Here is a 22,979-nt window from a genome sequence, read left to right on the forward strand (position 1 = left end):
CTACGCCCGGTAGCGGTACTGCCCGGCCCGGAGCAGGTCAGCGGCGAACTCGAAGAGGTACCCGTCCCGACCCCGCCGAACCCGCCCCGCCGAGGGGGCCGGGAAGTGCGTCGGAAGCAGGACCGCGCCGCTCTCGTCCGCGAGAATGCGCCCACGCACCTCCGCCGCCTTCTCCGGGTCGACGCAGTATCGGGTGCTCAGCTCCGGATGCCGGATCTGCACCCCGTGGTGCATCGTGTCCCCGGCGAGCAGGACGGTCCCGGCACTGCCGCGGACCCGCACGCACACATTGCCCGGCGTGTGCCCCGCAGCGGGAACCAGCTCGGCGTGCTTGCCCACCACCGCGTCCGGAGCGACAAAGCTCAGCTGTCCAGCCTGCTCGATCGGCCGGACACTGTCGGCGAAGTAATCGCCAGTCCGGCGCATCGCCGCCCCACCGGCTTCACTCGACCAGTACCGGAACTCCTCCTCGACCACGAGGTGCGGGGCGTGCGGGAACACCGGTTCCCGCTGCAGAGTGGCGGCACCGACGTGATCGGTGTGCAGGTGGGTGAACACGACCGCGTCGACATCCGCGGACCGCAGCCCGGTCGCCCGGAACTGCTGCATCCACCGGTCCGGCAACTGGTCGAACTCCGCGCGCCGCCGGTCCTTCCTCGCCCCGACGCACGCGTCCACGACCAGCACCTCGTCCGCCGAGCAGACCAGGAACGACTGGATGGCGAAGACCAGCTTCCCGGCCGCCCGGTCGAACCACGGCTCCCGCGCGTACCAGTCGGCCAGGTCCGGTTCGAGCCCCGGGAAGAACTCGCCGGGATCGATCAGCAGCCGGTCGTCCTCGATGAGGGGGACGACCGCGACGTCACCGAGATCGAACCAGTGCGCCATCGCGCTCCCTCCTCGCCCTCGTCCGCACGCGGCTCAGCCCCACCGCGCAAGCGATTGCCACCAGCACCGGAACAGCCGTCACCAGCACGATCGTCTGGGCGGACAACGCCAGCGCGAGCAGCAGCCCCGCGACGCCCGGTCCGACGATCGATCCGATCCGCCCGAGCGCCGCGGCCCAGCCGACGCCGGTGGTGCGGGTTTGCGCGGGGTAGATCGAGACCGCGAGGGTCAGCTGGCCGATCTGCCCGGCCGTGACCCCGAAACCGGCGCCGGCCAGCAGCACGAACAGCACCGTCTCGCCGACCGGCACCGTCGCGACGAGAACCATGCACACCGCCCCGATGGCGGGCATCAGGATCAGCGCCCGGGCGATCCCGATCCGGGCGGCCAGCGGAATGAGCACCAGCCCGCCCGCGATTCCGCCCAGCGTCAGGAACGCGAGCCCCAGCGGAGCCTTCCCGGCGGCGAAACCGTATCCGGTGAGCAGCGTCGGGACCCAGGAGATCAGCACGTACGCGGTGATGAAGATGAGGAACGAGAACGCCCAGATCAGCGAGGTCGGCAGGCGCAGTCCCGGGCCGAACAGCTTGCTGACCTTGGCCTCCTGCTTAGCGCTGCTCTCCACCACGGGCTCCCGAGAAGGCAGCACCACCGCCATCACCGCGGCCAGCACCAGCGGAGCCAGCCCGGCGACGTAGAAGACCCCGGCGGACCCGACGCTGTGCAGCAGCTTCCCGCCGAAGAACCCGCCGAGGCTGCTCCCGGAAGCGAGACCGAGGGTCACCGCCACCGAAACCAGTTCCCGGCGACCCTCCGCGCTGTGTTTCGTCGCGAGCGACACCCCGGCGGGCAGCACCAGCCCGAGGCCGAGCCCGGTCGCCAAGCGGGCCGCGGCGAAGACCGGCATGGACTTCAGGTGCAGGATCGCGGCGGTCAGCACGGTCGCGCCCGCGAAGATCAGGACGCCGGCGAGCACCACCGACCGCGCTTTCATCCGCGCCCCGACGTAACCCGCGGCCAGGTATCCCGCGACGACCCCGATGTTCGTCAGCACCAACGGCAGGGTGAAGGCGGCGGGAGCGGAACCCCATTCGTGCGACAGCGTCGGGATCGTGAACGACAGGGCGGCGGTGTCGAAACCGTCCAGGAGAACGGCGAGGAAGCAGAGCAGGACGACGGGCCAGTGAATACTCTTGCTCATGGCGTGTTCTCCAGTGTCTGAGGGGAATTCCCGATCCGGACGCTCGCGCCGCCCCAGCCCGGTGAGCCCGAGCGCGCGAATTCGGTCCACCACAAGCGCATCCGGGTGCCGAGACGTTCGACCTCGGCCCAGCTGGCGTCGCCCAGCATCGGGCTCCCGCGCCAGGATTCCGGGGTGCCCAGCAGGAAAGGCAGTTCGAGGCAATGGATCGCGCCGTAGCCGCCGTGTTCCGGAGTCCAGTCGAACTCGTAGGAGTACGCGCCGTACTGCTGTGCCAAGTCCCGCGCCGGGCGACCGAAAAGCGGCTCGGTCTGGTCCACGATCGCCTGCCGGATCCCGTCGTCCTGCAGTCCGATCGCGAACGCCTCGCACTCTTGTTTCGTGTACCCGATCATCAAGTCCGGCAACGGATCGAGCAGCCGCACCTCGAGATCAACGAGCCCGAACGGCGGCCGGGTGGACGTCGGGTCCTTCGCGGCGTTCCACTGGAGGGTGCGCAACTGCGCGGCCAGCAATTGGTCCACCGAAGCAGTAGCCGGGTCTTCACCGACCGCCTCGACGAAATACCGGCCGATCTCCAGTGCTTTCGCGCGTTCCTGGATGATCCCCGGCGCCGGAGAACTCTGCACAATCGCCCGCCGAATGAGCGCCCTGCTGTCCGGTTTGGACAGCAAGGCGAGCGTCGAAAGCGCGCCCGCGGACTGTCCGAAGACGGTGACATTGCCCGGGTCGCCGCCGAACGCCGCGATGTTGTCGCGCACCCATTCGAGGGCGAGCGCCTGGTCCGCCAGGCCGAGATTGCCCTCGCTGACGCCGTCGTGGACCAGGTAACCGAACGCCCCCAGCCGGTAGTTGACCGACACCACGACCACGTCGCCGTCCGCGGCGAGCCGTCCCCCGTCGTACCAGGGAAGCGTGCCTCCGCCGCTCAGGAAACCGCCGCCGTGCAGCCACACGAGCACCGGACGCGCCCCGGTCAACGCGGGCGTCGCGACGGCGAGGTTGAGACAGTCCTCGGACTGCGGCGGCTCATCCCGCGGCGGCCCCATCGCCGCCTCCAGCCGCGAGCTGAGCTGCGGGCAGATCGGCCCGGGCAGCACCGCATCGGAGCGAGGCTCGGCCGCTCGCGGCAGCTGGAACCGTTCAGCGGTCCCGTACCGCACGCCGCGGAAACGCAGCAGACCGTCTTCGCTTCGAGCGCCGCGAACCGGACCGGACGGCGGCCGGGCAGTGACAGGCTGGCATTCGGTCATCGCGGCTCTCCTTTGAGCGGGTGTCCGGCACCTTCGACCCGCAGTCAGGCTAAGAAAGTCCGGAATGCCTGACCAATGCTCTTTGCCGCCTGAGACATGTTCGCCGAGCTATACCTCACTGCGCGACGCAGCCGGTTCGGCGCGCACCCGCACCGGTTCGGTCCGTTTGCCGCCGCCGGAGAGGACGTCCGAAAGCTTCCCGATCAGCATCCCCAGCAGCGGAAGCCAGATCGGGCACAGCATCAGCACCAGCAGTGGCCCCATGATCTTGAAAATCTCCAGGAATCCGTGCATCTCAGCGTCCCGCCTTGTCCGGCTCGGCCAGCAGCGTCGCGAGCGTGCGCACCGCACGGTGCTGCAGCGCTCGGATGCTGTTGGGGTTCTTGTTCATCGTTTCGGCGACCTCGGCGACGGACAGTCCAGCGAAAAACCGCAGCCGCAGGCATTCGCGCTGCGGTTCGCTGAGGTCGGCCAGACATCGGCGCAGCGCCGCCGCTTCGAGGCGGGCCAGTGCGAGCCGGTCGGCTCCGCCGCGGAGGTCCGGTCCGTCGTGGTCCTTCCCGTCGAGGAGCTCCCGCCGGTAGCGGGCCGATTTGCGGTGGTCGCGCAGCAGGTTGTCGGCGATCGTGTACAGCCAGCCGGTGAACGAGCCGACGTCCGGCCGGAAGTCCGGCAGTTTCCGCCACGCACGCAGGAACGCCTCGCTCGTCAGGTCCTCGGCGACGGTCGCGGTCGGCACCCGCATCCGCAGGTAGCGGAAGACCGGCGGCGCGTGTTCCTGGTAGATCACGGCGAACGCGGCCTGGTCGCCCGACCGCGCCCGCCCCAGCAGCTCCGTCTCCACCGGGCCTCAATCCTGCAGCCGCAACGCCGCGACCGGGCACGCGCGCACCGCCGCGTCGACGAACTGCCGGTCCGCCTCGGGCGGGGTCTCGTCGAGGACCTGCACCACTCCGTCCTCGCCGACCTCGAAGAACTGGTCGGCCATCGCCTCGCACATCCCGAGGCCCTCGCATTTGCCGTGGTCCGCGACGATCTTCATTACGCCGCCTCCCGCACCACGGGCACGAAGTCGACCTTGTCGCGCACGCCGCAATCGGGGCACGTCCAGTCGTCCGGGATCTCCGACCACGCCGTTCCGGCGGCGAAGCCCTCCAGCTCGTTGCCCTCCGCGACGCGGTACGTGTAGCCGCACCCAGGGCAGCGCGCGGCGTCCACGTCGTCGGCCAGCTTCTCCCGGGTATCCGCGGCGGGTTCGGCCGCGGCGGCAGCGACGACCGGGTATTTCTTCAGCAGCGCCGGGAGTTTGCCCGGCTGCACGTTCGCCTGCCGGATGTCCCCGTCGAAATGCCGGTACACCCGCGGGTCCATCACCTTGCGGAACCACGCCGGGAACAGCGCGACGACCATCATCCCGGTGTAGCCGGTCGGCAGGACCGGGCTTTCCTTGAAGTCGCGCAAAGTCTGGAACCGGCGCGTCGGGTTCGCGTGGTGATCGCTGTGCCGTTGCAGGTGATACAGCAGCACATTCGTCGCGACGTTGTTGGAATTCCAGGAATGCGCCGGGGTAACGCGCTCATACCGGGTCTTCGCCCCATGCGTGACCTGCTTGCGCAACATCCCGTAGTGCTCCATGTAGTTCACGATCTCCAGCAGCGAGAAGCCGAACACCGCCTGAAGCACCAGATACGGCAGGATCCCGACCCCCAGCCACGCGAGCAACACGCCCCACAGCGCCACGCTCATCAGCCACGCGTTGAGCACGTCATTGCCGAGGCGGAACGGGTGACTTCCCTTGCGCGCATACCGTTTCCGCTCGACTCCCCAGGCACTGCGCAGCGAACCGAAAACCGTCCGCGGCCAAAAGCGGTAGAAACTCTCGCCCAACCGGCTCGACGCCGGATCCTCCGGAGTGGCGACGCGCACGTGGTGCCCGCGATTGTGCTCGATGTAGAAATGCCCGTAGAAACACTGTGCCAGCGCGATTTTCGCGGCCCAGCGTTCGGTGCTTTCCCGTTTGTGACCGAGTTCGTGCGCGGTGTTGATCGCGATGCCGGCGACCGTGCCCAGCGTGATCGCGAGACCGATTTTGCCGCCGACGGACAGCTCGCCGCGCGCGAGCATCCACGCGCCCGCCACGAAACCGGCGTATTGCAGCGGCAGGAACAGATAGGTGATCCAGCGGTAGTAGCGGTCCTCCTCCAGCGCCTCCATCACCTCGTCCGGAGGATTGGTGTGGTCGTATCCGGCGACGAGGTCGATCAGCGGCACGAGGACGAGCACGACGAGCGGCCCGAGCCACAACGCGGCGTCCGACCCGGTCGCGGCGTGCAACCCGATCGCGCCGAACGGCAGCAGCGGCACTACGAGCCCGAGCAGCCACAGGTGCCGCTTCCGGTCGTGCCAGGCGGTTTCGCCGTTCGCTCCGGCGAGGCGGTACTTCTTCATGGCGGCCTCCACGCGGTCTGTCGTTTTCCCGAAGGTAGGAATCCGCGCGCGGCGAGACACTGTGCGCGAAACCGAAACGCCCGGCTGCGTTGGGTCCCGGGCACGAACCGGGCGTACGGTGCTGCCTGTGACGTCGACGGCTGCCGCCACGCTGGCCAAGGTCGCGGACTCGGTCCTGGCCGAGCTCGCGCTGCTCCGAGCGCGCATCGTGGAGGAGGTAACCGCCGAACTGCCCGCGCTCGCCCCCGACGCACAGGCGGCCGAACTGCTGGACAGCACGGTCCGGGAGAACCTGGTCGCCGCGCTGGGCGTGCTGGGCGGCGCGACCGAGCCGGTGGACGTCGGGGCGCCGCCGGTCGCGCTGGAGTTCGCACGGCGGCTGGCCCAGCGGCGGGTGCCGATCACCGCGATGCTGCGCGCGTACCGCCTCGGCCAGGCCGCCTTCCAGCAGGAGATGATCGCCCGGATCGCCGCCGAGCCGGTGGAGGCCGCGGACGTCGCGGTCGCCGCCACTGAGCTGTCGCAGGTCGCCTTCACCTACATCGACAAGATCTCCGAAGAGGTCGTCGAGGCCTACCAGCTGGAACGCGACACCTGGCTGCGCCACCGCAACGCGGCCCGCCTCGCGAAGGTGCAGGCCGCGCTGTCCGGCAAACCCGTCGACACCGCCGACGTCGAGAAAACCCTCGGCTACGCGCTGTCGGAACGGCACGTCGGCGCGGTCCTGTGGTGCGGCCCCGAGCTGGACGAAAGCGACCGGTTGACGACGCTCGAACGACACGCGGCGCTGCTCGCGAACGCCCTCGATGTCGCGCCGCTGGTCGTGGCCCCGCACGCCTCGACGGTGTGGGCCTGGTTCCCGGTCTCGGCCCTCGACCTCGACGCGGTGTCCGCCGCGCTCGCCGGCTCACCCGATCCGGTGCGCGTCGCGTTGGGCGACCCGGCGAGCGGACTGGCCGGATTCCGTACCACCCACCAGCAGGCTCGCCAGGCCGAAGCCGTGGCGCAAATGACCGAGCGGACGCGCCCTCGGCCGGTCACCGCGGCCGCGCAGCTCGGGCCGTTGGCGCTGGTCGCGGCGGATCCGTCGGCGGTCGCGGGCTGGGTCCAGTCGGTGCTCGGCGCGCTGGCCGACGACGACGAGGGCCACCACCGGATGCGTGAGACGGTGTGGGCGTATCTGTCCAGCGGGAGCAGCCTGATGGTCGCCGCGCAGGAGCTGCACCTGCACAAGAACACCATCCAGTACCGGCTCCGCAAGGCCGAGCAGGAACGCGGTCGTCCGCTGTCCGAGGGGCGGATCGACGTCGAGGTCGCCCTGCTGGCGTGCCGGTTGCTGGGCCCGGCGGTGCTCCGGCCGGTCGACTGAGTTGTGCCGCGGGACCAGTCGGGTCCCTTAGTCCCGGTCCGCGGACCGATGCCCGCGTCCGGCCGGGCGAGCAGGCTTCGGGGGAACGAGTTCGCCACCGCGCCTGCGAGGACCACGATGAACGACACCCGCGAAGAGACCGACGTCCTCGTGATCGGCTCCGGTTTCGGCGGCTCCGTGAGCGCACTGCGACTGTCCGAAAAGGACTACCGGGTCACCGTGCTGGAAGCCGGACCCCGCCGCACCGAAGAGACATTGCCGAAAACCTCGTGGGACGTCCGGAATTTCCTATGGGCGCCGCGGCTCGGCTGTTACGGGATCCAGCGCATCCACCTGCTCCGCGACGTCGTCATCCTCGGCGGCGCAGGCGTGGGCGGCGGCTCCCTCAACTACGCCAACACCCTCTACGAACCGCCCGCGCCGTTTTTCGAAGACCCGCAATGGGCGCACGTCACCGACTGGCAAGCCGAGCTGAAATCGCACTACGACCAGGCTCGCCGGATGCTCGGCGTCACCCAGAACCCCACCGTCACCGCCGCCGACGAGGTGCTCCGCGAGGTCGCCGACGACCTGGGCGTCGGGTCGTCCTTCCGGCTCACCCCGGTCGGTGTTTTCTTCGGCGACAAGGACACTCCGGCCGGAACTGTCGTGCCTGACCCGTTCTTCGGCGGCGCCGGGCCAGTCCGCCGAACGTGCACCGAATGCGGGTCCTGCATGACCGGCTGCCGCGTTGGCGCCAAGAACACATTGGACCGCAATTACCTCTACCTGGCCGAAAAACTAGGCGCGAACGTCGTCCCGATGACCACTGTCCTCGACGTGCGCCCAGCAGACGGCGGCTACACCGTCACCGCGGTCCGCACCGGAAAGTCGCCTCGTCGACACAAAAACTTGCGCACCTTCTTCGCCCGCGACGTCGTCTTCAGCGCAGGAACCTACAACACACAGAAGCTGCTCCACCAAGCCCGCGAAACCGGTGCGCTGCCCCGAATTTCCGCCAGTCTCGGCCGGTTGACCCGGACGAACTCGGAATCCATCCTCGGCGCGAAGTCGAAACGCAAGGACGTCGACTTCACCCATGGCGTGGCGATCACCTCGTCCATCCACCCGGACGAGCACACGCACATCGAACCGTGTCGTTACGGCAAGGGCAGCAACGCGATGTCGCTTCTGCAAACCGCGCTCACCGACGGCGGCAAGTCCGTCCCGCGCTGGCTGACCTGGCTCGGCGCGTTCGCCCGCAACCCGCGCAACCTCACCTGGTTCTCGCCGCGTCGCTGGTCCGAGCGCACCATCATCCTGCTGGTGATGCAAACCCTCGACAATTCCATCACCGTCTCCAGCAAACGCACCCGCACCGGAAAGCGCAAACTGACCTCCACCCCCGGCCACGGCGAGCCGAATCCCACGTGGATTCCGGCCGGAAACGACGCCGCTCGCCGCGTCGCGGAGAAAATCGACGGCATCGCGGGCGGCACCACCGGCGAAATCCTGAACATCCCGATGACCGCCCATTTCATCGGCGGCTGCGCCATCTCCGACGATCCGGCCCGCGGCGTCCTCGACCCGTACCACCGCGTTCACGGCCACCCCGGCCTGCACGTCGTCGACGGTTCGGCGATCTCCGCGAACCTGGGCGTCAACCCTTCTCTGACGATCACCGCCCAGGCCGAACGCGCGATGTCCCTTTGGCCGAACCGCGGCGAGGAGGACCGACGTCCGCCGCTGGGCGCGCCGTACGAACGCATCGACCCGGTCGCCCCGCGACATCCCGCGGTCCCGGCCGACGCTCCCGGCGCGCTGATCCCCCCCTCCCCCGAAATGCGCGAAGCAGCAAGAAATCCCACGACAGGGCAACTCAGTTGAGGGGCGCACGCTGAGTCCTCCTATCGGCGCTGGGCAGCAGCGATAGAAAACTTCGGCCGCCAACGGTTTGACCGGCGGGTCGGCACCCGATTCTGCACAGCAGAAGTTCCTGTCCGAGGCGATGGCGGCGGGCGACAGTACCCGACATGCCGGACAGCCGGCACCCTGCCCTCCCCGCGACTGATCGGGAGCCGATGAACCAGCCGCATGATCTCGCCCCGGCCGCGAGACCCTCGGGGCCGAGCGACCCCTCGGCACCGGGCACCTCCGCCCGCACCTCCGCGCTGGTCGCCGTCCTCTGCTGGACCATGGTGGTCATCGAGGGCTACGACGTGATCGCCTTCAGCACCGTCGTGCCCGACCTCCTGCACGGAGCGGTCAGCGGCTTTACCGCGGCCAACACCGGCTGGGTCGCGGCGGCGGTGTTCGCCGGGTCGCTGGTCGGCGCGCTGTCGTCCGGCTGGCTGGCCGACCGGTTCGGGCGGCGACCGGTCGCGCTCGGGTCGGTGGCCGTGTTCACCGTGTTCACCGTCGCGTGCGGGTTCGCCGCAGGGCCGGTTTCGTTCGCGGTCCTGCGGTTCCTCGCCGGAATCGGGATCGGGGCGATCGTGCCTGCGGCGTCGGCGCTCACGCTCGAGTACGCCGTGCCCCGCCATCGCACGATCGTCTACACGCTGATGCTTTCCGGCGTCCCGTTCGGCGGCCTGCTGGCCGCGCTGGTCGCGATCCCGGTGCTGCCGCATCTCGGCTGGTCGTGGATGTTCTTCTTCGGCGGCATCCCCGGTCTGCTGTGCCTGCCGGTGATCGCCGCGCGCCTGCCCGAATCGACGGTAGTGCGGCAGCGCACGACCAGCACGGTCACCGGGATTTTCGCGAAGGGCTACCGGCTGGTGTCAGCCCTGTTCGCGCTCGCGACCTTCTGCGGCCTGTTCGCCTGGTTCGGGCTCGCCACCTGGGTACCCGGCATCATGACCGGCGCGGGCTACGCCCTGAACTCCTCACTCGTGTTCCTGCTCGTACTGACCCTCGGCGCGGTCGCCGGCTCGCTGGTCATCGCCGCGGCCACGGACCGGTGGAAGAGCAAACCGGTAGTCGTGCTGACCTATCTGGTGATGGCAGCCGCGCTGGTAACGCTGTCAGTCCGGATGCCGCAAACCGCTCTGCTGGCCGGAATCGCGCTCGCCGGCGCGGGCGGGCACGGCGGGCAGATCCTGGTGAACGCCTTCGTAGGCCGCTCGTATCCGGCGGAAACCCGCGCGAGGGCCCTCGGCTGGACGCTCGGCATCGGCAGACTGGGCACGATCGCAGGCCCAGTGGTAATCGGCGAAGTCGCGACCGGCCGCGACTCACTGCTCGGTTTCCTGGTCTTCGCCGCGGTCGCCCTCACGGCGGCGGGACTGCTGGCGATCATGCCGCGCACCACGGCATTTCGCGCACAGGAGCGGCGTTAGGAACCTGCCCGACGGAAAGCCGGGCGGGGCGTGTTCGCCGACCGCGCGGCGACGGGTAATCCTTGTGCGATAACGGTGCCCCCGACGGGGTTCGAACCCGCACTGGGTCGATTTTAAGTCGACTGCCTCTGCCAATTGGGCTACGGGGGCCCACCCACCCTAGCGAACCCACCCCACCACACGACAAAGCCGGGCCGCCCGAAGACGACCCGGCTTCGCCGAAAGAGACTCAGCCCTTGCTGGCCCGATTGAACTCTTCCTTCGGGTTGTTGATCTGCCCCAGCGAGATGACCTCGCGGCGGAACAGCCCGCCCAGCATCCAGTCGAACAGGATGCGGATCTTGCGGTTCCACGTCGGCATCGCCTTGAGGTGGTAGGCGCGGTGGAAGAGCCACGCCGGGAAGCCCTTGATCTTCAGGTTCAGCGCGTCCGCCACGCCCTTGTGCAGGCCGAGGCTCGCGACCGCGCCCAGGTTCTTGTGGTAGTAGTCCTTCGGCTGTCCGCCGCGGATCACCTTGATGATGTTCTTCGCCAGCAGGCGGGCCTGGCGGACCGCGTGCTGGGCGTTCGGCGGGCAGGTCGCCGTCGGGTCCTGCTCGGTGCGCGAGAGGTCCGGGATGGCCGCGTTGTCGCCCGCGGTCCACACGTCCGGGTGGCCCACCACCTGCATCGCCGCGGTGGCCTCGACGCGGCCGCGCTTGTCGAGCGGCAGGTCCGAGCTCGCGAGGACCGGGTTGGCCTTCACGCCCGCGGTCCAGATGATCGTGTCGGTGTCGAACTCGGTGCCGTCCGAGAGCACGACGTGGCCGTTTTCGAACGACTTCGCCGCGGTCGACAGGTAGACCTCGATGCCGCGCTTCTCCAGCTGCTGCACCGTGTACACGCCGAGCGTCTCGCGCACCTCGGGCAGGATCCGCCCGGCCGCCTCGACCATCACCCAGCGGATGTCCGCCGGCTTGATGTTCGGGTAGTAGTTCTCGACCGCGAAGCGGGTCATGTCCTCGAGCTCGGCCAGCGCCTCGATGCCCGCGAACCCGCCGCCGACCACGGTGAACGTGAGCAGGCGCTTGCGCAGCTCGGGGTCGAGCGTGCTGGCGGCCTCGTCCAGCTTGGTCATGATGTGGTTGCGCAGGTAGATCGCTTCGCCGATGGTCTTGAAGGCGATGCCCTCCTCGGCGAGGCCGGGGATCGGCAGGATCCGCGCGACGGCGCCGAGCGCGACCACGAGCACGTCGTAGTTCAGCGTCTCGATGTGGCCGTCGGCGGCCTCGACCGTGACGGACTTGCGCTCGTTCTCGATCTTCGTGACCCGCGCGGTCAGCACGTGGCAGCGCTTCAGCACGCGGCGCAGCGGCACGACCACGTGCCGCGGCTCGATCGCGCCGGCCGCCGCCTCGGGCAGGAACGGGGCGTAGGTCATGTGCGGCTGCGGGTCAACGACGGTCACGGAGGCCTCGTTGGCGCGCAGCATCTTCTGAAGCCCGTACGCGGTGTACAGGCCGACGTATCCACCACCGAGGACGAGGATCCGAGTCGGTTCCGACTTCGCAGCAGCCATGTACCTATAGTCGCACTTCCGAAGCGGCTCCGCTCGGGTACCCCACCCCGCTGTGACCAGCATCGCCACGCTGGTTGTCACGATTCAGATGAGGCCCGCCGCCGAGGCCGCGGCGGTGAACGCGGTCACCACCATGGGCTGTGTCACACGGCCGGTCTGGACATTGCGCGGTGACACGTGGTAACAGCCGAATACCGCCAGGTCACCGAACTGCACCCGAGCACCGTGCGCGAAGGCCGGCCGCGGCCGCGGCACCGGCCAGCCCGCGGCCGAAAGCACTGGCAGCAGCGCCTGCCAGCCGAACGCGCCGAGCACGACGATCGAGCGCAGGGTCGGCCGCAGCAGGTCCAGTTCGTCGGCCAGCCAGTGCCGGCAGGTGTCCCGCTCAGCGGGGGTGGGCTTGTTCTCCGGCGGCGCGCAGCGGACCGGCGAGACGAGCCGGGTGCCGCGCAGCGTGAGCCCGTCTCCGATCGCCGCGGACACCGGCTGGGACGCGAGCCCGACCTCGTACAGCACGCGGAAGAGGAAGTCGCCGGACGGATCGCCGGTGAACATCCGGCCGGTGCGGTTCGCCCCGTGCGCGGACGGCGCGAGCCCGACCACGGCGAGCGCGGCGTCCTCCGCGCCGAAACCGGGCACCGGCCGCGCCCAGTACCGCTCCCCGGCGAACGCGGCCTTCGTCCCGGCCACGCCCTCGCGCCAGGCGACGAGCCGCGGGCACGCGCGGCACTGCACCAGCTGTGCGTCGAGGCCGGCGAACGTGCGCATCGATCTCCTCCGCTTGGTGTGCTGCCACGGTAACGCGGGATAGGTTGGGGCCATGGCCGACACCACCGCGGACGAGACCGCCGAGAAGACCAAGGACGAGGAGACGAAGGCGGCGGAGCCCGTCGACGACCTCGTCACGACGCAGCACACGCTCACCGTCAAGCGGCGCAAGCTCGCCTACACCGCCCAGACCGGCCGGATCGTGCTCCGCCAAGAGGTCAAGAAGGACGGCAAGTCCGAGGGCTACCAGGCCAAGGCCGAGGTTTTCCTCACCGCCTACACCCTGGACGACGCCGACCCCGGCACGCGACCGGTCACCTTCGCCTTCAACGGCGGCCCCGGTTCCTCCAGCATCTGGCTCCACATGGGCCTGCTCGGACCGCGCCGGGTGCTGTCCGGCGACGTCAACGACCCGGTGCCGCCGCCGTACGGGCTCGAGGACAACCCGGAAAGCCTGCTCGCGCACAGCGACCTGGTGTTCATCGACCCGGTCCAGACCGGTTACTCGCGGGTGACCGAAGGCGGCGAATCCCAGCCGTACACCGGTTTCCAGGGCGACGTCGAATCGGTCGCGGAGATCATCCGGCTGTGGGTTTCGCGCAACCAGCGCTGGCTGTCGCCGAAGTTCCTGGCCGGCGAGTCGTACGGCACGCTGCGCGCGGCCGCGCTGGCCGGGCACCTGCAGGAGCGCTACGGCCTGTACCTCAACGGCTTGATGCTCATCTCGTCCGTGCTGGACCTCGGCACGCTGCGTTTCCACGAGGGCAACGACCTGCCGTACTCGCTGTTCCTGCCCACGTACGCGGCGATCGCGCACTACCACGGCCGCCACGGCGACCGTCCGCTCGACGACGTGCTCGCCGACGCCGAGGACTTCGCCTCGAAGGAACTGCCGTGGGCGCTTTCCCGCGGCGCGCGGCTGTCCACTCAGGACCGCACCGAGGCGGTGCAGACGCTGGCGTCGCTCACCGGGCTCAGCGAGTCCTATGTGGACCGGGTGAACCTGCGGATCGAGCACATCCGGTTCTTCACCGAGCTGTTGCGCGACCAGGGCAAGACCGTCGGCCGGATGGACGGCCGGTTCACCACCTGGGAGCCGGACGGCGGCGTCGAGCACATGAGCGACGACCCCTCGGTGTCGCGGATCATCGGCGCTTACTCGGCCGGGTTCAACCACTACGTGCGCGCCGAGCTCGGCTACGAGAACGACCTGCCGTACGAGATCCTCTCCACTGAGGTGTTCAAGGCCTGGTCCTACAAGGAGTTCGAGGGCCGTTCGGTGTCCGTTGTGGACACGCTGAGCGCGGCGATGCGGGCCAACCCGCACCTGCAGGTCCACGTTGCCTTCGGACACTACGACGGCGCGACAGCGTACTTCGCGTCCGAGTATGTGCTCTCGCAGCTGAAGATTCCGGAGGAGCTGCGGGAGAACATCGACACGGCTTACTACCCGGCCGGGCACATGATGTACGTGCACGAACCGTCGCGGGTGCAGCAGTCGAAGGACCTGGGCAAGTTCGTGAAGAAGGCGTCCAACCGCTGACCTCGTGAGTGCCTATGCCGGTTAGAACCGGCATAGGCACTCACAACCAGTCGTGCTCCCGGGCGTACCGCGCCGCCTCGTGCCGCGTCCGCGTCTGCGTTTTCTGCATCGCGTTCGACAGGTAATTCCGCACGGTCCCCGCCGCCAAGTGCAGCCGCGTCGCGATATCCGCGACCGAGTACCCCTCCCGAGTCGCCCGCAGCACGTCGATTTCCCGCACGGTCAACGGACAGTCGTCCACTACCGCGAGCGCCGAGACGTCCGGGTCGATCCAGCGTTTGCCCTCGTCCAGCGTCCGGATCACCGCGGCGATATGCGCCGGTTCCGCGGATTTGCTGACGAATCCCTGCACCCCGAGCTTCAGCGCTTTGCGCAGCACGCCCGGCCGCGCGTGCCGGGTCAGCATCAGGATCACCTGCTCCGGCCGCTCCCGCCGGATCCGCGCGACCGCGTCCAGTCCGTCCACAGTGGGCATCTCCAGGTCGATCACCAGCACGTCCGGCCGATGCTCCACGGTGGCCCGCACCGCCTCCTCGCCGTCTTCCGCCTCGGCCAGCACGGTGATCTCGTCTTCCATCGGCAACAACGCCGCCATCGCTTTACGGAGCAAGACTTCGTCGTCGGCAAGCACCACCGTCGTCATCGCGGCACCTTCTCCGGGAAGGCGGCGGCCGTCACGAACCGGCCGTCTTTCTGCTCCACTGTCAACTCTCCGCCCTGATCCGCCAGCCGGTCCGCCAATGTGGACAGTCCACTCAGCACCGGTTCCTCGGCCTCCGGAGCACCGTCGTTGACGATGCTGATCCCCGCTTCGGTCAACGTGATCCGCACCTGCCGGGCCTGCGCGTGCCGGAGGATGTTCGTGGTCGTCTCGCGCAGCACTTGCCCGAGCAACTCGTCCGCCCCCGAGCCGACCGGTCCGAGCCGATCGATCCGCACGTGAATTCCCGCCGCTTCGAAGAGGTTCTTCGCGTTCTCCAGCTCCGCGGACAGATTGAGCCGTCGCTGCGCGTACGCGAGTTCCTTGGTCTGCAAGATGGTTTCGCCGACCAGGGAATGCACCTCGCGCAATTCCTCTTGCGCCCGTTCGAGATCCCGGTGCAGCAGCTTCTCGGCGAGCGCGACTTTCAGCTTGACCACGTGCAACGTGTGCCCCTGGATGTCGTGCAGCTCGCTGGCGAACCGGACGCGCTCCCGGACCACCGCCAGTTCGGCTTCCTTCCCCCTGGACTCTTCCAGTTCCGCGACGAGGTCGTAGAGCTTCTGGCTGGCGAACATCAGCAGGGTCGACAGCACCGAGCCGACCGCCGGGGTCACCACGTAGGACAGCACTCGCGGGCCGAGATGGTCGTGGTGCAGCAGCAGGGTGGCGGAGCCGATCGCGCCGGTCAGCACGGCGAAGCCGACCAGCGCGGCGAACCGGTGCCGTGGCAGCGGCGGAATGAGGAACGATCCGACCATGCTCAGCCCGTAGAACGCCATGGGGCTGTTGCCCAGCGCGCCGGCGAGCCAGACGAACGCGGTGAGCACCAGGCACGGGCGCGCGGTGCGGACGAAGTCGCCCGCGGTCCAGCGTTCGGCGGTGGCGATCGCGGCCAGCAGCCCGGCCACCTGGATGCCGACGTGCCACCAGGTCCGGCTGCTGACGATGATCAGCAGCACTCCGACCACCAGCAGCGGCGGCATCACCGTGACGAGGTTGAGCCGCCGCAGCCGGTACTGGACCGCGTCGCCGGACCACGACATCCGGCGGGGCCGCGGCGGACGGATCTCGGTCATGGTGCTCCAGGTTCGGCCGGGCGGTTCGGCCCCAGCATGCCGCAGCCGATCAAGGCCCACCAGTGACGCAGCGTCATGTGTTCGGCTGACGTGGCCGCACTACTCCCGGTCAGCGGATCCGGCTGGAATCGGAGCATGTCCACGACTCCAGTCATCGAAGTCGACCGGCTGAACCTCACCTACGGCGATTTCCCGGCCGTGCGCGATCTGTCGTTCCAGGTCGCGCGCGGCGAACTGTACGCGCTGCTCGGCACGAACGGCGCCGGGAAGACCTCGACCCTGGAGACCGTCGAGGGTCACCGGAAACCCAGCTCCGGCACCGTGCGCGTCTTCGGGAAAGACCCGCGCGACCGCGCTTCCGTGCGTCCCCGGATGGGGATCATGCTGCAGGAGAGCGGCTTCTCACCGGACCTGACCGTGCGCGAATCCATCCGGTTGATCGGCAGCCTGACCCACCGTGGCGACAACGTCGAACAGCTGCTCGGCATCGCCGACCTCACGCGCAAAGCCGCCACCCGGGTCTCGCAACTCTCCGGCGGCGAGAAGCGGCGGCTCGACTTCGCGACCGCCGTCTACGGGACGCCGGACCTGGTCTTTCTCGACGAGCCGACCACTGGTCTGGACATCCAGTCGCGCGACGCGCTGTGGACCGCGGTGGACCGGCTCCGCGAGGAGGGCACCACCATCGTCCTGACCACGCATTACCTCGAGGAAGCACAGCAGCGCGCCGATCGCATCGGGCTCATGCACCAGGGCACTCTCAACCGCGAAGGCACCGTCGCCGAGCTGACCCGGACGCTGCCCGCGACCATCCGCTTTGGACTTCCGCCGCACGCGCCGGTACCGCCGCTGCAAGCGACTCGCGAGGAGGACGGCCGCTTCCTCATCGAGACCTTCGGCCTGCAGAAAGACCTGCACACCTTGCTCGGCTGGGCTCAGGACCGCGCGGTGGAGCTCGCCGAACTGGAAGCCGGACCGACCCGGCTCGACGACGTCTTCCGCGCCATCAGCAACACGTAGTCCCCGAAAGGCTTTCCCATGCTGTCGATCGCCCGTGGCGAACTGATCCAGCTCTTCCGAAATCGACTGGTCTTGGTCACGTCACTGATCCTGCCCGTCGCGTTCAGCGCTTTCTTCATTTCCCGGCACGAAACCTTCGCCAAACTCGGCAGCCTCGGCTATATCGCGGCGCTGACGCTTTTCTTCATCACGGCGATCGGTTTGTACACCACCACCGTCACCACTCTCGCCGCACGACGGCAGAACCTTTTCCTCAAACGCCTCCGCTCTACGGCGGCGAGCGACTCCGGCATTCTCGTCGGCCTGCTCCTGCCGGTCACCGCGATCACCACGATCCAGGTCGGGGCCATCCTCGCCGTACTCGGCGCGGTCACCGCCCCGCCGAAGAACCCGCTGCTGCTGGTCGTCGCGGTGGCCGGCACCATCGCCATGATGGTCGCACTCGGCCTGGCCACGGCCGGCCTCACGAACTCCCCGGAGCACGCGCAGGTCACCACGCTGCCGATCACGCTCGCGGTCCTCGCGGTGGCAAGTTGGATCGGAATCACCGGAACCGAACAGCTGTCCCTGCTGAAACGACTTCTGCCCGGCGGCGCGGCCACCGAACTCGTATTGAATTCCTGGAATGGCGGTACTTCGACCGCCGACTCGCTGGTCCTGCTCGGTCCGATCGCGGCGTGGCTGATTCTCAGCGTTACGCTGGCGAGGCGGCTATTCCGCTGGGAACCGCGCCGCTGAAACCCCTTCCGGCGCCGAGGAGATCGGAGTAACGTCGGCCTCGCTCTCGATCGTCGACGGGTCCGCGACGACGCGGCCGGACGTCGGCCGGACCGGCAGCCGAGCCGCCGCGTCCGCGAGCACCGCATGATTTCGTGCCCTTTCCCCTCAGTTTCCTGAGTTCGCTTGATCTCGGCAAAGGACGGAAAACTGTGCGAAAGCATATGCTCGTCGTACTGGCGGCCGCCGCGCTGACCGCGACCGCCGCTCCGGCGCACGCCTCGCCCGCGAAATCCGCGGTGAACTGGGGTGCGTGCCCAGCCGACGTCGCTTCCCCGGCGCTGCAGTGCGCGTCGCTCGAAGTGCCGCTGGACTACCGGCATCCGGACGGGAAGAAGATCAGCGTCGCCATCTCCCGGCTGCCCAGCGCCGAACCCGCCAAACGGCGCGGCGTGCTGCTGTTCAACCCGGGCGGACCCGGCGGTCCCGGGCTGGCCTTCCCGCTGACTTGGGCGAACCTCGGGGCGCCGGCCAGCTTGCTCGCCGAGTACGACCTGATCGGCTTCGACCCGCGCGGGGTCGGCCACAGTACCCCGGTGAGCTGCGACCTGAGTCCCGAGCAACTGGTCATCGTGCCCAAGTACGCGCACAAACGCGAAGAAGTCGTCCAGGCCTCGGCGACCGCGAAGCAGATCGCGCGGAAATGCGCCGATTCGGCTTCCGCGCCGATCCTGCCGTACCTCACCACGGCGAACACCGCGCGCGACATGGACCAGATCCGGGCCGCGCTCGGCGAGGCAAAGATCTCCTACTTCGGCCTCTCATATGGCACGTACCTCGGCGGCGTGTACGCCACGCTGTTCCCAGACCGGACCGACCGCGTCGTCCTCGACAGCGTCGTCGGACCGACCGGGGTCGACGTCACCACGGCACGGCGCTTCGGCGAGGGGATGCAGGACCGCTTCCCCGACTTCGCGAAATGGGCCGCGGTACGCAACTCGATCTACGGTCTCGGCACCACTCCCGCCGAGGTCACCGCGAACTTCTTCAAACTCGCGGACAAGCTTGACCAGCACCCGGTCGGGGGCATCGACGGCTCGCTCTTCCGGCTGGGAACGCATGGCCTGACCTACCAGACGCTGAGCTTCCCCAAGCTGGCGCAGACGTGGCAAGCCCTTCTCCACGACCAGGCTTCCCCGGCGGACTCGCTGCGGCTGCCCGCCGCCGGTCCGGAACAGAGCCAGCGCGGCACCATGATCTCGGTGCTGTGCGGGGACAACGCCTGGCCGCGGTCGATCTCGACCTATCAGCGCAATGTCGCGCACGACCGGGTCAAGTATCCGATGCTCGGCGGCGCGACCGCGAACGTCTGGCCGTGCGCGCACTGGGCGAGCCAGCCGCTCGAACCGCCAGTGCAGTTCAGCGACCAGGGACCGGCGAACCTGTTGCTGGTCCAGAACCTGCGCGATCCGGCGACCCCGCTGTCCGGCGCGCTCGACACGCGCGAGGCGTTCGGCGACCGCGCCCGGATGGTCACGGTCGACCAGGGCGGGCACGGTGTCGGACTCCCGTACCTGAACAGCTGCGGATTCGCCGCTGTCACGGACTATCTGGTGCACGGAACCCGGCCGGACACCGACAAATTCTGCGGTGCCGAAGCGAATGTCACGCGATCGCTTACTCCACAGCAAAAGCAGGCCGCCGACAAGATCACGGATCTGCTGCGGCAGTACTGAACCGACGATGAGCGGCGGTGGGGCGGCCTTCCCGTCCCACCGCCGTTTGTCCATCGCGGAAAGGACAACCGTGCGGAAACACGTACTTCTCGTACTCGCCACCGCGGCGTTGACGGTGACGGCGCCCCCAGCGTCCGCCGCTCCCGCGAGATCCGCGGTGAACTGGGGCAAGTGCCCGGCCGACGTCGCTTCCCCGGCGCTGCAGTGCGCGTCGCTGGAAGTGCCGTTGGATTACCGGAATCCGAACGGCAAGAAGATCAAGGTCGAAATCTCCCGGCTGCCCAGCAGCGATCCGGCGAAACGGCGCGGAGTACTGCTGTTCAACCCGGGCGGACCCGGCGGCCCCGGCCTCGCCTTCCCGTCGCAGCTGACCCAGCTCGGCCTCCCGGCGAGTCTGCTGGCCGAGTACGACTTGATCGGCTTCGACCCGCGCGGCGTCGACCACAGCACTCCGGTGAGCTGCAATCTCACACCGGAGCAGCTGACGATCGCGCCGAAGTATGCGCACAATCCGGCCGAAGTCGTGGAATCCGCAGCGGAGAGCAAGCAGGTCTCGCAGAAATGCGCCGATTCGGCTTCCGCGCCGCTCCTGCCGTACCTCACCACCGCGAACACCGCGCGCGACATGGACCAGATCCGCGCCGCACTCGGCGAGGCAAAGATCTCCTACTTCGGCCTCTCATATGGCACCTACCTCGGCGGCGTGTACGCCTCGCTGTTCCCAGACCGGACCGACCGCGTCGTCCTAGACAGCGTGCTCGGGCCGGATGGCTACGACATCACCGCAGCCCGGCGTTTCGGCGAAGGAATGCAAGACCGCTTCCCGGACTTCGCAAAATGGGCCGCGGCACGCAATCCATGTTACGGCCTCGGCGCGACTCCCGCGGAAGTCACCGCGAACTTCTTCAAACTCGCGGACCAACTCGACCAGCACCCGCTCGGCGGACTCGACGGTTCCCTTTTCCGCTTGGTGACCCACAGCTTCACCTACCAGACCACGGCATTCCCGCGGCTGGCGCAGCTGTGGCAAACCCTCCTCGCCGGGCAGACTCCCCCGCCTGACGCGTTGCCGGGCACAGAAGGTCCGGTGCAGAGCGAGGTCGGCACGATGCTTTCGGTAGTGTGCGGGGACCACGCGTGGCCCCGGCAGATTTCGACCTATCAGCGGAACGTCGCGCACGACCGGGCCGCCTATCCGATGCTCGGCGGCGCGACCAGGAACATCTGGCCGTGCGCATTCTGGCCTTACCCGCCGAAGGAATCGGCAGTCCAGTTCAGCGACCAGGGACCGTCGAACCTGTTGCTGGTCCAGAATATGCGCGACCCGGCGACCCCGCTGTCCGGCGCGTTCGACACGCGCGAAGCGTTCGGTGGCCGAGCACGAATGGTCACTGTGGACCAAGGCGGCCACGGCGTCGGTCTCCCCTATCTGAACAGCTGCGGCTTCAACGCCGTCATCGATTATCTCGCGCACGGCGTCCGTCCGGCGACCGACAAATTCTGCGCCGCCGAAGCGAACTCGACCCGAACGCTCACCCCGCAACAACAACAAGCCGCCGACAAGATCACCGACCTGCTGCGCCGACACTGAAATAGGCGGTGAGGCGGAACAACCCGCCCCACCGCCGCTCGATCAGCGCAGGAACGCCGAACCCCGCGTCACCGCGGAATAGGCGTCCACCGCACCATGTCCGTAGAACCCGTTGAACGACGCGTCACCAACGCAGGTCGCCGTGAACGAAGCGTCGCGGCCCTCCTTGAGGTAATCGACCGTCCGCGGCACCGGGCACGCGATCGGCGCGGCCGTGCCTTCCAGCACCCGCTGCACCGCATCCGGATCCATCGAAACCGAATGTCCGGTCTTCTTGCCGTACTGGGAAATGATCAGCGCCGCGACCCCGGTCGCGTGTGGAGCGGCCATCGACGTCCCTTGCAGCCACTGGTAATAGCCGACCCGGCCGTCCGGTGCCGTCGCCTTCTGCACGCCGAGCGCGACGCCGGCCGGAGTCACATTGCCCGCCGCGTCGATGTTCCCTTCTGCCACACCGACATTGCGCGGGTACGTCGACAGGATCTCGTTCTCCACCGTCCGGTACCACGGCGTGCCGTAACCGTCACGGAAGTAGCCGCCCGGCGCGGAAACGGAGATCTGCTCGGTCCCGTAGTTCGAGTAATCCGCCTTCGCCTGCGTCGGCCCGAAAGAGCCGACCCCGATGGTGTGCGGACCTTCGACCGGCAGCGAGAAGCACGAGGAATTGTCGATCTTGCGCGGATGAGTCCCGTTCGCCGGATAGTCCGGGCTCGTGACGTCGTCGTGCGGCGCGGCCAGCTCGTCGTGCTGGTTGCCGAGCGCGACCACCATCGTCACGCCCTTGCCGTGCGCGTAGTTCAACGCCCGCGTGGTCGCTTCGATGATCGTGCGCTGTTCCGCTTGCTCCACGGCCGAATCCGCCGGGTTCGAACGGCAGTTGTACAGCCACGGGTCCACGTAGAAGCTCATGTTGACGACGTCGAGTCCCGCGTCGCCGGAATACGTCAGCGCGTCGACCGTCGGCTGCAGGAAGAAGTATCCGGAATCCTGACCCGCGCGGACGTTCACCAGCGTCACGTTCGGCGCCACGCCGGACACGCCGAATCCGTTGGCAGCCGCGGCGATCGTGCCGGCGACGTGCGTTCCGTGGCCGTTGTCGTCGTGGTCCACCGGGTCGACGCAGCCGCGGTATTCGCACGGCCCGTCCACCACGGTGCCGTTGACGTCCGCGACGATGTCCTTGGTGAAGTTGCGCGAATCGGCCTTGTCGAAGTTCGGCGCGATGTCCGGGTGACTGCCGTCGACGCCGGTGTCGATGATGCCGACCTTCACCCGCTTGTCGCCCGCCTGTTTGGTGCGCGCGAGGTCGGAGCGGGTCGATTTGAGGCCCCAGAGCTGGTCGTCCAGCGGGTCGGTGCCGACCGCCTTGTTCGCCGCTGCCTTGCGCGACACGCTGCCGCGGCCTTCCTTCTCGACCGCGTCCGGCTTCTCCTTCTTGCCCGCCTTCGGCGCGCTGCCGATCGCTTTCGCCTTCGCCGCACCGAATACCGCTCGGTTGGCCGAAACCCGCTCAGCGAAGCCGGAAGCGGGCGCGGTGGCGGTGATGAGCCCGACGGCGGTGTTGGTCGCGACGATCGTGCCGCCCGCGTCGCGCACGGCCTGCTGCGCGGCGGCGACGCTCTGGCCGTCCCGCGCCAGGACGCTGAATTCCGTTACCGGTCCAGCCGGTTGGGCCGACGCCGCTCCAACGGCGACGCCGGACACCGCACCGAACAATGGCACCGCGAGTGCCACTGCGAGCAATCTTGGTCTTTTCACGAGTCCTCCTCACGAAAACCGACACTGCAACGT

At 68.6% G+C, this 22,979-nt stretch carries 20 protein-coding genes, 1 tRNA gene and 1 pseudogene; 8 read left to right on the forward strand and 14 right to left on the reverse strand.

All coding sequences use genetic code 11. The annotated features are described in order from the left end of the window. The 8 genes and pseudogenes from SSMG_RS33015 to SSMG_RS33045 all read right to left on the reverse strand — a co-directional run. Nucleotides 1–888, reverse strand: a complete 888-nt coding sequence (locus tag SSMG_RS33015; RefSeq protein WP_009083310.1) for an MBL fold metallo-hydrolase — start codon at nt 886–888, stop codon at nt 1–3. Next, nucleotides 863–2,089, reverse strand: coding sequence for an MFS transporter (locus tag SSMG_RS33020; protein ID WP_009083311.1), 1,227 nt, complete (start codon nt 2,087–2,089; stop codon nt 863–865). The genes SSMG_RS33015 and SSMG_RS33020 overlap by 26 nt, the downstream gene beginning before the upstream one ends. Then, nucleotides 2,086–3,342 (reverse strand): carboxylesterase family protein, encoded by a 1,257-nt coding sequence (locus SSMG_RS33025; protein ID WP_009083313.1) that lies wholly within the window; start codon nt 3,340–3,342, stop codon nt 2,086–2,088. Before SSMG_RS33025 ends, SSMG_RS33020 begins: the two co-directional genes overlap by 4 nt. A 108-nt stretch (nt 3,343–3,450) precedes the next feature. Further along, nucleotides 3,451–3,636 carry a hypothetical protein gene (locus SSMG_RS33030; protein ID WP_009083315.1) on the reverse strand — a complete coding sequence of 62 codons (186 nt, stop codon included), beginning with the start codon at nt 3,634–3,636 and terminating at the stop codon, nt 3,451–3,453. Between the two features lies 1 nt (nt 3,637). Beyond that, the gene (locus SSMG_RS33035) at nt 3,638–4,186 is read right to left on the reverse strand and encodes an RNA polymerase sigma factor (protein WP_009083316.1); all 549 of its coding nucleotides are present in this window, start codon (nt 4,184–4,186) and stop codon (nt 3,638–3,640) included. Between the two features lie 6 nt (nt 4,187–4,192). Beyond that, nucleotides 4,193–4,384, reverse strand: a complete 192-nt coding sequence (locus tag SSMG_RS33040; protein WP_009083317.1) for a ferredoxin — start codon at nt 4,382–4,384, stop codon at nt 4,193–4,195. Beyond that, nucleotides 4,384–4,560 carry a rubredoxin gene (locus SSMG_RS47825; RefSeq protein WP_353611809.1) on the reverse strand — a complete coding sequence of 59 codons (177 nt, stop codon included), beginning with the start codon at nt 4,558–4,560 and terminating at the stop codon, nt 4,384–4,386. Before SSMG_RS47825 ends, SSMG_RS33040 begins: the two co-directional genes overlap by 1 nt. Before the next feature lie 207 nt (nt 4,561–4,767). Continuing rightward, nucleotides 4,768–5,997: pseudogene (locus tag SSMG_RS33045) on the reverse strand (alkane 1-monooxygenase); the annotation flags it as partial. Between SSMG_RS33045 and SSMG_RS33050 the strand changes: the two are divergent. From SSMG_RS33050 to SSMG_RS33060, 3 genes are all read left to right on the forward strand, one after another. Continuing rightward, nucleotides 5,918–7,159: a CdaR family transcriptional regulator gene (locus SSMG_RS33050; RefSeq protein WP_199786051.1), complete on the forward strand. Its 1,242-nt coding sequence runs from the start codon at nt 5,918–5,920 to the stop codon at nt 7,157–7,159. The pseudogene SSMG_RS33045 and the gene SSMG_RS33050 sit on opposite strands and share 80 nt — an antisense overlap. Before the next feature lie 117 nt (nt 7,160–7,276). Next, on the forward strand, nt 7,277–9,025 hold the full coding sequence (locus tag SSMG_RS33055; protein WP_009083323.1) for a GMC oxidoreductase: 1,749 nt from the start codon (nt 7,277–7,279) through the stop codon (nt 9,023–9,025). 146 nt (nt 9,026–9,171) lie between these two features. Continuing rightward, the gene (locus SSMG_RS33060) at nt 9,172–10,476 is read left to right on the forward strand and encodes an aromatic acid/H+ symport family MFS transporter (protein WP_009083324.1); all 1,305 of its coding nucleotides are present in this window, start codon (nt 9,172–9,174) and stop codon (nt 10,474–10,476) included. Between the two features lie 76 nt (nt 10,477–10,552). Here SSMG_RS33060 and SSMG_RS33065 read toward each other — a convergent pair. The 3 genes from SSMG_RS33065 to SSMG_RS33075 form a co-directional block, all read right to left on the reverse strand. Then, nucleotides 10,553–10,626 (reverse strand) — tRNA-Leu (locus SSMG_RS33065). A 79-nt stretch (nt 10,627–10,705) separates the two neighbouring features. Further along, nucleotides 10,706–12,034: an NAD(P)/FAD-dependent oxidoreductase gene (locus SSMG_RS33070; protein ID WP_037715647.1), complete on the reverse strand. Its 1,329-nt coding sequence runs from the start codon at nt 12,032–12,034 to the stop codon at nt 10,706–10,708. Nucleotides 12,035–12,118: 84 nt separating this feature from the next. Continuing rightward, nucleotides 12,119–12,802, reverse strand: coding sequence for a uracil-DNA glycosylase (locus tag SSMG_RS33075; RefSeq protein WP_009083328.1), 684 nt, complete (start codon nt 12,800–12,802; stop codon nt 12,119–12,121). Nucleotides 12,803–12,854: 52 nt separating this feature from the next. Between SSMG_RS33075 and SSMG_RS33080 the strand changes: the two genes are divergently transcribed. Then, entirely contained in the window at nt 12,855–14,345 is a 1,491-nt protein-coding gene (locus tag SSMG_RS33080) for a S10 family peptidase (protein ID WP_009083330.1), read from the forward strand. Between the two features lie 40 nt (nt 14,346–14,385). On the opposite strand, the gene SSMG_RS33085 is transcribed toward SSMG_RS33080, so the two are convergent. Together SSMG_RS33085 and SSMG_RS33090 are read right to left on the reverse strand one after the other, a co-directional pair. Beyond that, on the reverse strand, nt 14,386–14,988 hold the full coding sequence (locus SSMG_RS33085; protein ID WP_009083331.1) for a DNA-binding response regulator: 603 nt from the start codon (nt 14,986–14,988) through the stop codon (nt 14,386–14,388). Further along, nucleotides 14,985–16,124 (reverse strand): sensor histidine kinase, encoded by a 1,140-nt coding sequence (locus SSMG_RS33090; RefSeq protein WP_037715648.1) that lies wholly within the window; start codon nt 16,122–16,124, stop codon nt 14,985–14,987. The genes SSMG_RS33085 and SSMG_RS33090 overlap by 4 nt, the downstream gene beginning before the upstream one ends. Before the next feature lie 135 nt (nt 16,125–16,259). Here SSMG_RS33090 and SSMG_RS33095 point away from each other — a divergent pair, with 135 nt between their 5' ends. The 4 genes from SSMG_RS33095 to SSMG_RS33110 all read left to right on the forward strand — a co-directional run bounded on the left by SSMG_RS33095 (nt 16,260) and on the right by SSMG_RS33110 (nt 21,188). Further along, nucleotides 16,260–17,144 carry an ABC transporter ATP-binding protein gene (locus tag SSMG_RS33095; protein ID WP_037715649.1) on the forward strand — a complete coding sequence of 295 codons (885 nt, stop codon included), beginning with the start codon at nt 16,260–16,262 and terminating at the stop codon, nt 17,142–17,144. Nucleotides 17,145–17,162: 18 nt separating this feature from the next. Continuing rightward, nucleotides 17,163–17,882: an ABC transporter permease gene (locus SSMG_RS33100; RefSeq protein WP_009083336.1), complete on the forward strand. Its 720-nt coding sequence runs from the start codon at nt 17,163–17,165 to the stop codon at nt 17,880–17,882. A gap of 191 nt (nt 17,883–18,073) precedes the next feature. Next, nucleotides 18,074–19,597, forward strand: coding sequence for an alpha/beta hydrolase (locus tag SSMG_RS33105; RefSeq protein WP_286156991.1), 1,524 nt, complete (start codon nt 18,074–18,076; stop codon nt 19,595–19,597). Nucleotides 19,598–19,667: 70 nt separating this feature from the next. Further along, nucleotides 19,668–21,188, forward strand: coding sequence for an alpha/beta hydrolase (locus tag SSMG_RS33110; RefSeq protein WP_037715654.1), 1,521 nt, complete (start codon nt 19,668–19,670; stop codon nt 21,186–21,188). Between the two features lie 42 nt (nt 21,189–21,230). Here the strand turns inward: SSMG_RS33110 and SSMG_RS33115 are convergent, their stop codons facing one another. Beyond that, entirely contained in the window at nt 21,231–22,946 is a 1,716-nt protein-coding gene (locus SSMG_RS33115) for a S8 family serine peptidase (protein WP_037715656.1), read from the reverse strand. Nucleotides 22,947–22,979: the final 33 nt, after the last annotated feature.

The sequence above is a fragment of the Streptomyces sp. AA4 genome (assembly GCF_000158875.1).
Taxonomy (GTDB): domain Bacteria; phylum Actinomycetota; class Actinomycetes; order Mycobacteriales; family Pseudonocardiaceae; genus Amycolatopsis.

Coding starts and splice junctions, on each gene's coding strand:
- SSMG_RS33015 (WP_009083310.1), bottom strand. CDS start 888: ATGGCGCACTGGTTCGATCTCGGTGACGTCGCGGTCGTCCCCCTCATC.
- SSMG_RS33020 (WP_009083311.1), bottom strand. CDS start 2,089: ATGAGCAAGAGTATTCACTGGCCCGTCGTCCTGCTCTGCTTCCTCGCC.
- SSMG_RS33025 (WP_009083313.1), bottom strand. CDS start 3,342: ATGACCGAATGCCAGCCTGTCACTGCCCGGCCGCCGTCCGGTCCGGTT.
- SSMG_RS33030 (WP_009083315.1), bottom strand. CDS start 3,636: ATGCACGGATTCCTGGAGATTTTCAAGATCATGGGGCCACTGCTGGTG.
- SSMG_RS33040 (WP_009083317.1), bottom strand. CDS start 4,384: ATGAAGATCGTCGCGGACCACGGCAAATGCGAGGGCCTCGGGATGTGC.
- SSMG_RS33055 (WP_009083323.1), top strand. CDS start 7,277: ATGAACGACACCCGCGAAGAGACCGACGTCCTCGTGATCGGCTCCGGT.
- SSMG_RS33060 (WP_009083324.1), top strand. CDS start 9,172: ATGCCGGACAGCCGGCACCCTGCCCTCCCCGCGACTGATCGGGAGCCG.
- SSMG_RS33070 (WP_037715647.1), bottom strand. CDS start 12,034: ATGGCTGCTGCGAAGTCGGAACCGACTCGGATCCTCGTCCTCGGTGGT.
- SSMG_RS33075 (WP_009083328.1), bottom strand. CDS start 12,802: ATGCGCACGTTCGCCGGCCTCGACGCACAGCTGGTGCAGTGCCGCGCG.
- SSMG_RS33080 (WP_009083330.1), top strand. CDS start 12,855: ATGGCCGACACCACCGCGGACGAGACCGCCGAGAAGACCAAGGACGAG.
- SSMG_RS33085 (WP_009083331.1), bottom strand. CDS start 14,988: ATGACGACGGTGGTGCTTGCCGACGACGAAGTCTTGCTCCGTAAAGCG.
- SSMG_RS33090 (WP_037715648.1), bottom strand. CDS start 16,124: ATGACCGAGATCCGTCCGCCGCGGCCCCGCCGGATGTCGTGGTCCGGC.
- SSMG_RS33095 (WP_037715649.1), top strand. CDS start 16,260: ATGTCCACGACTCCAGTCATCGAAGTCGACCGGCTGAACCTCACCTAC.
- SSMG_RS33100 (WP_009083336.1), top strand. CDS start 17,163: ATGCTGTCGATCGCCCGTGGCGAACTGATCCAGCTCTTCCGAAATCGA.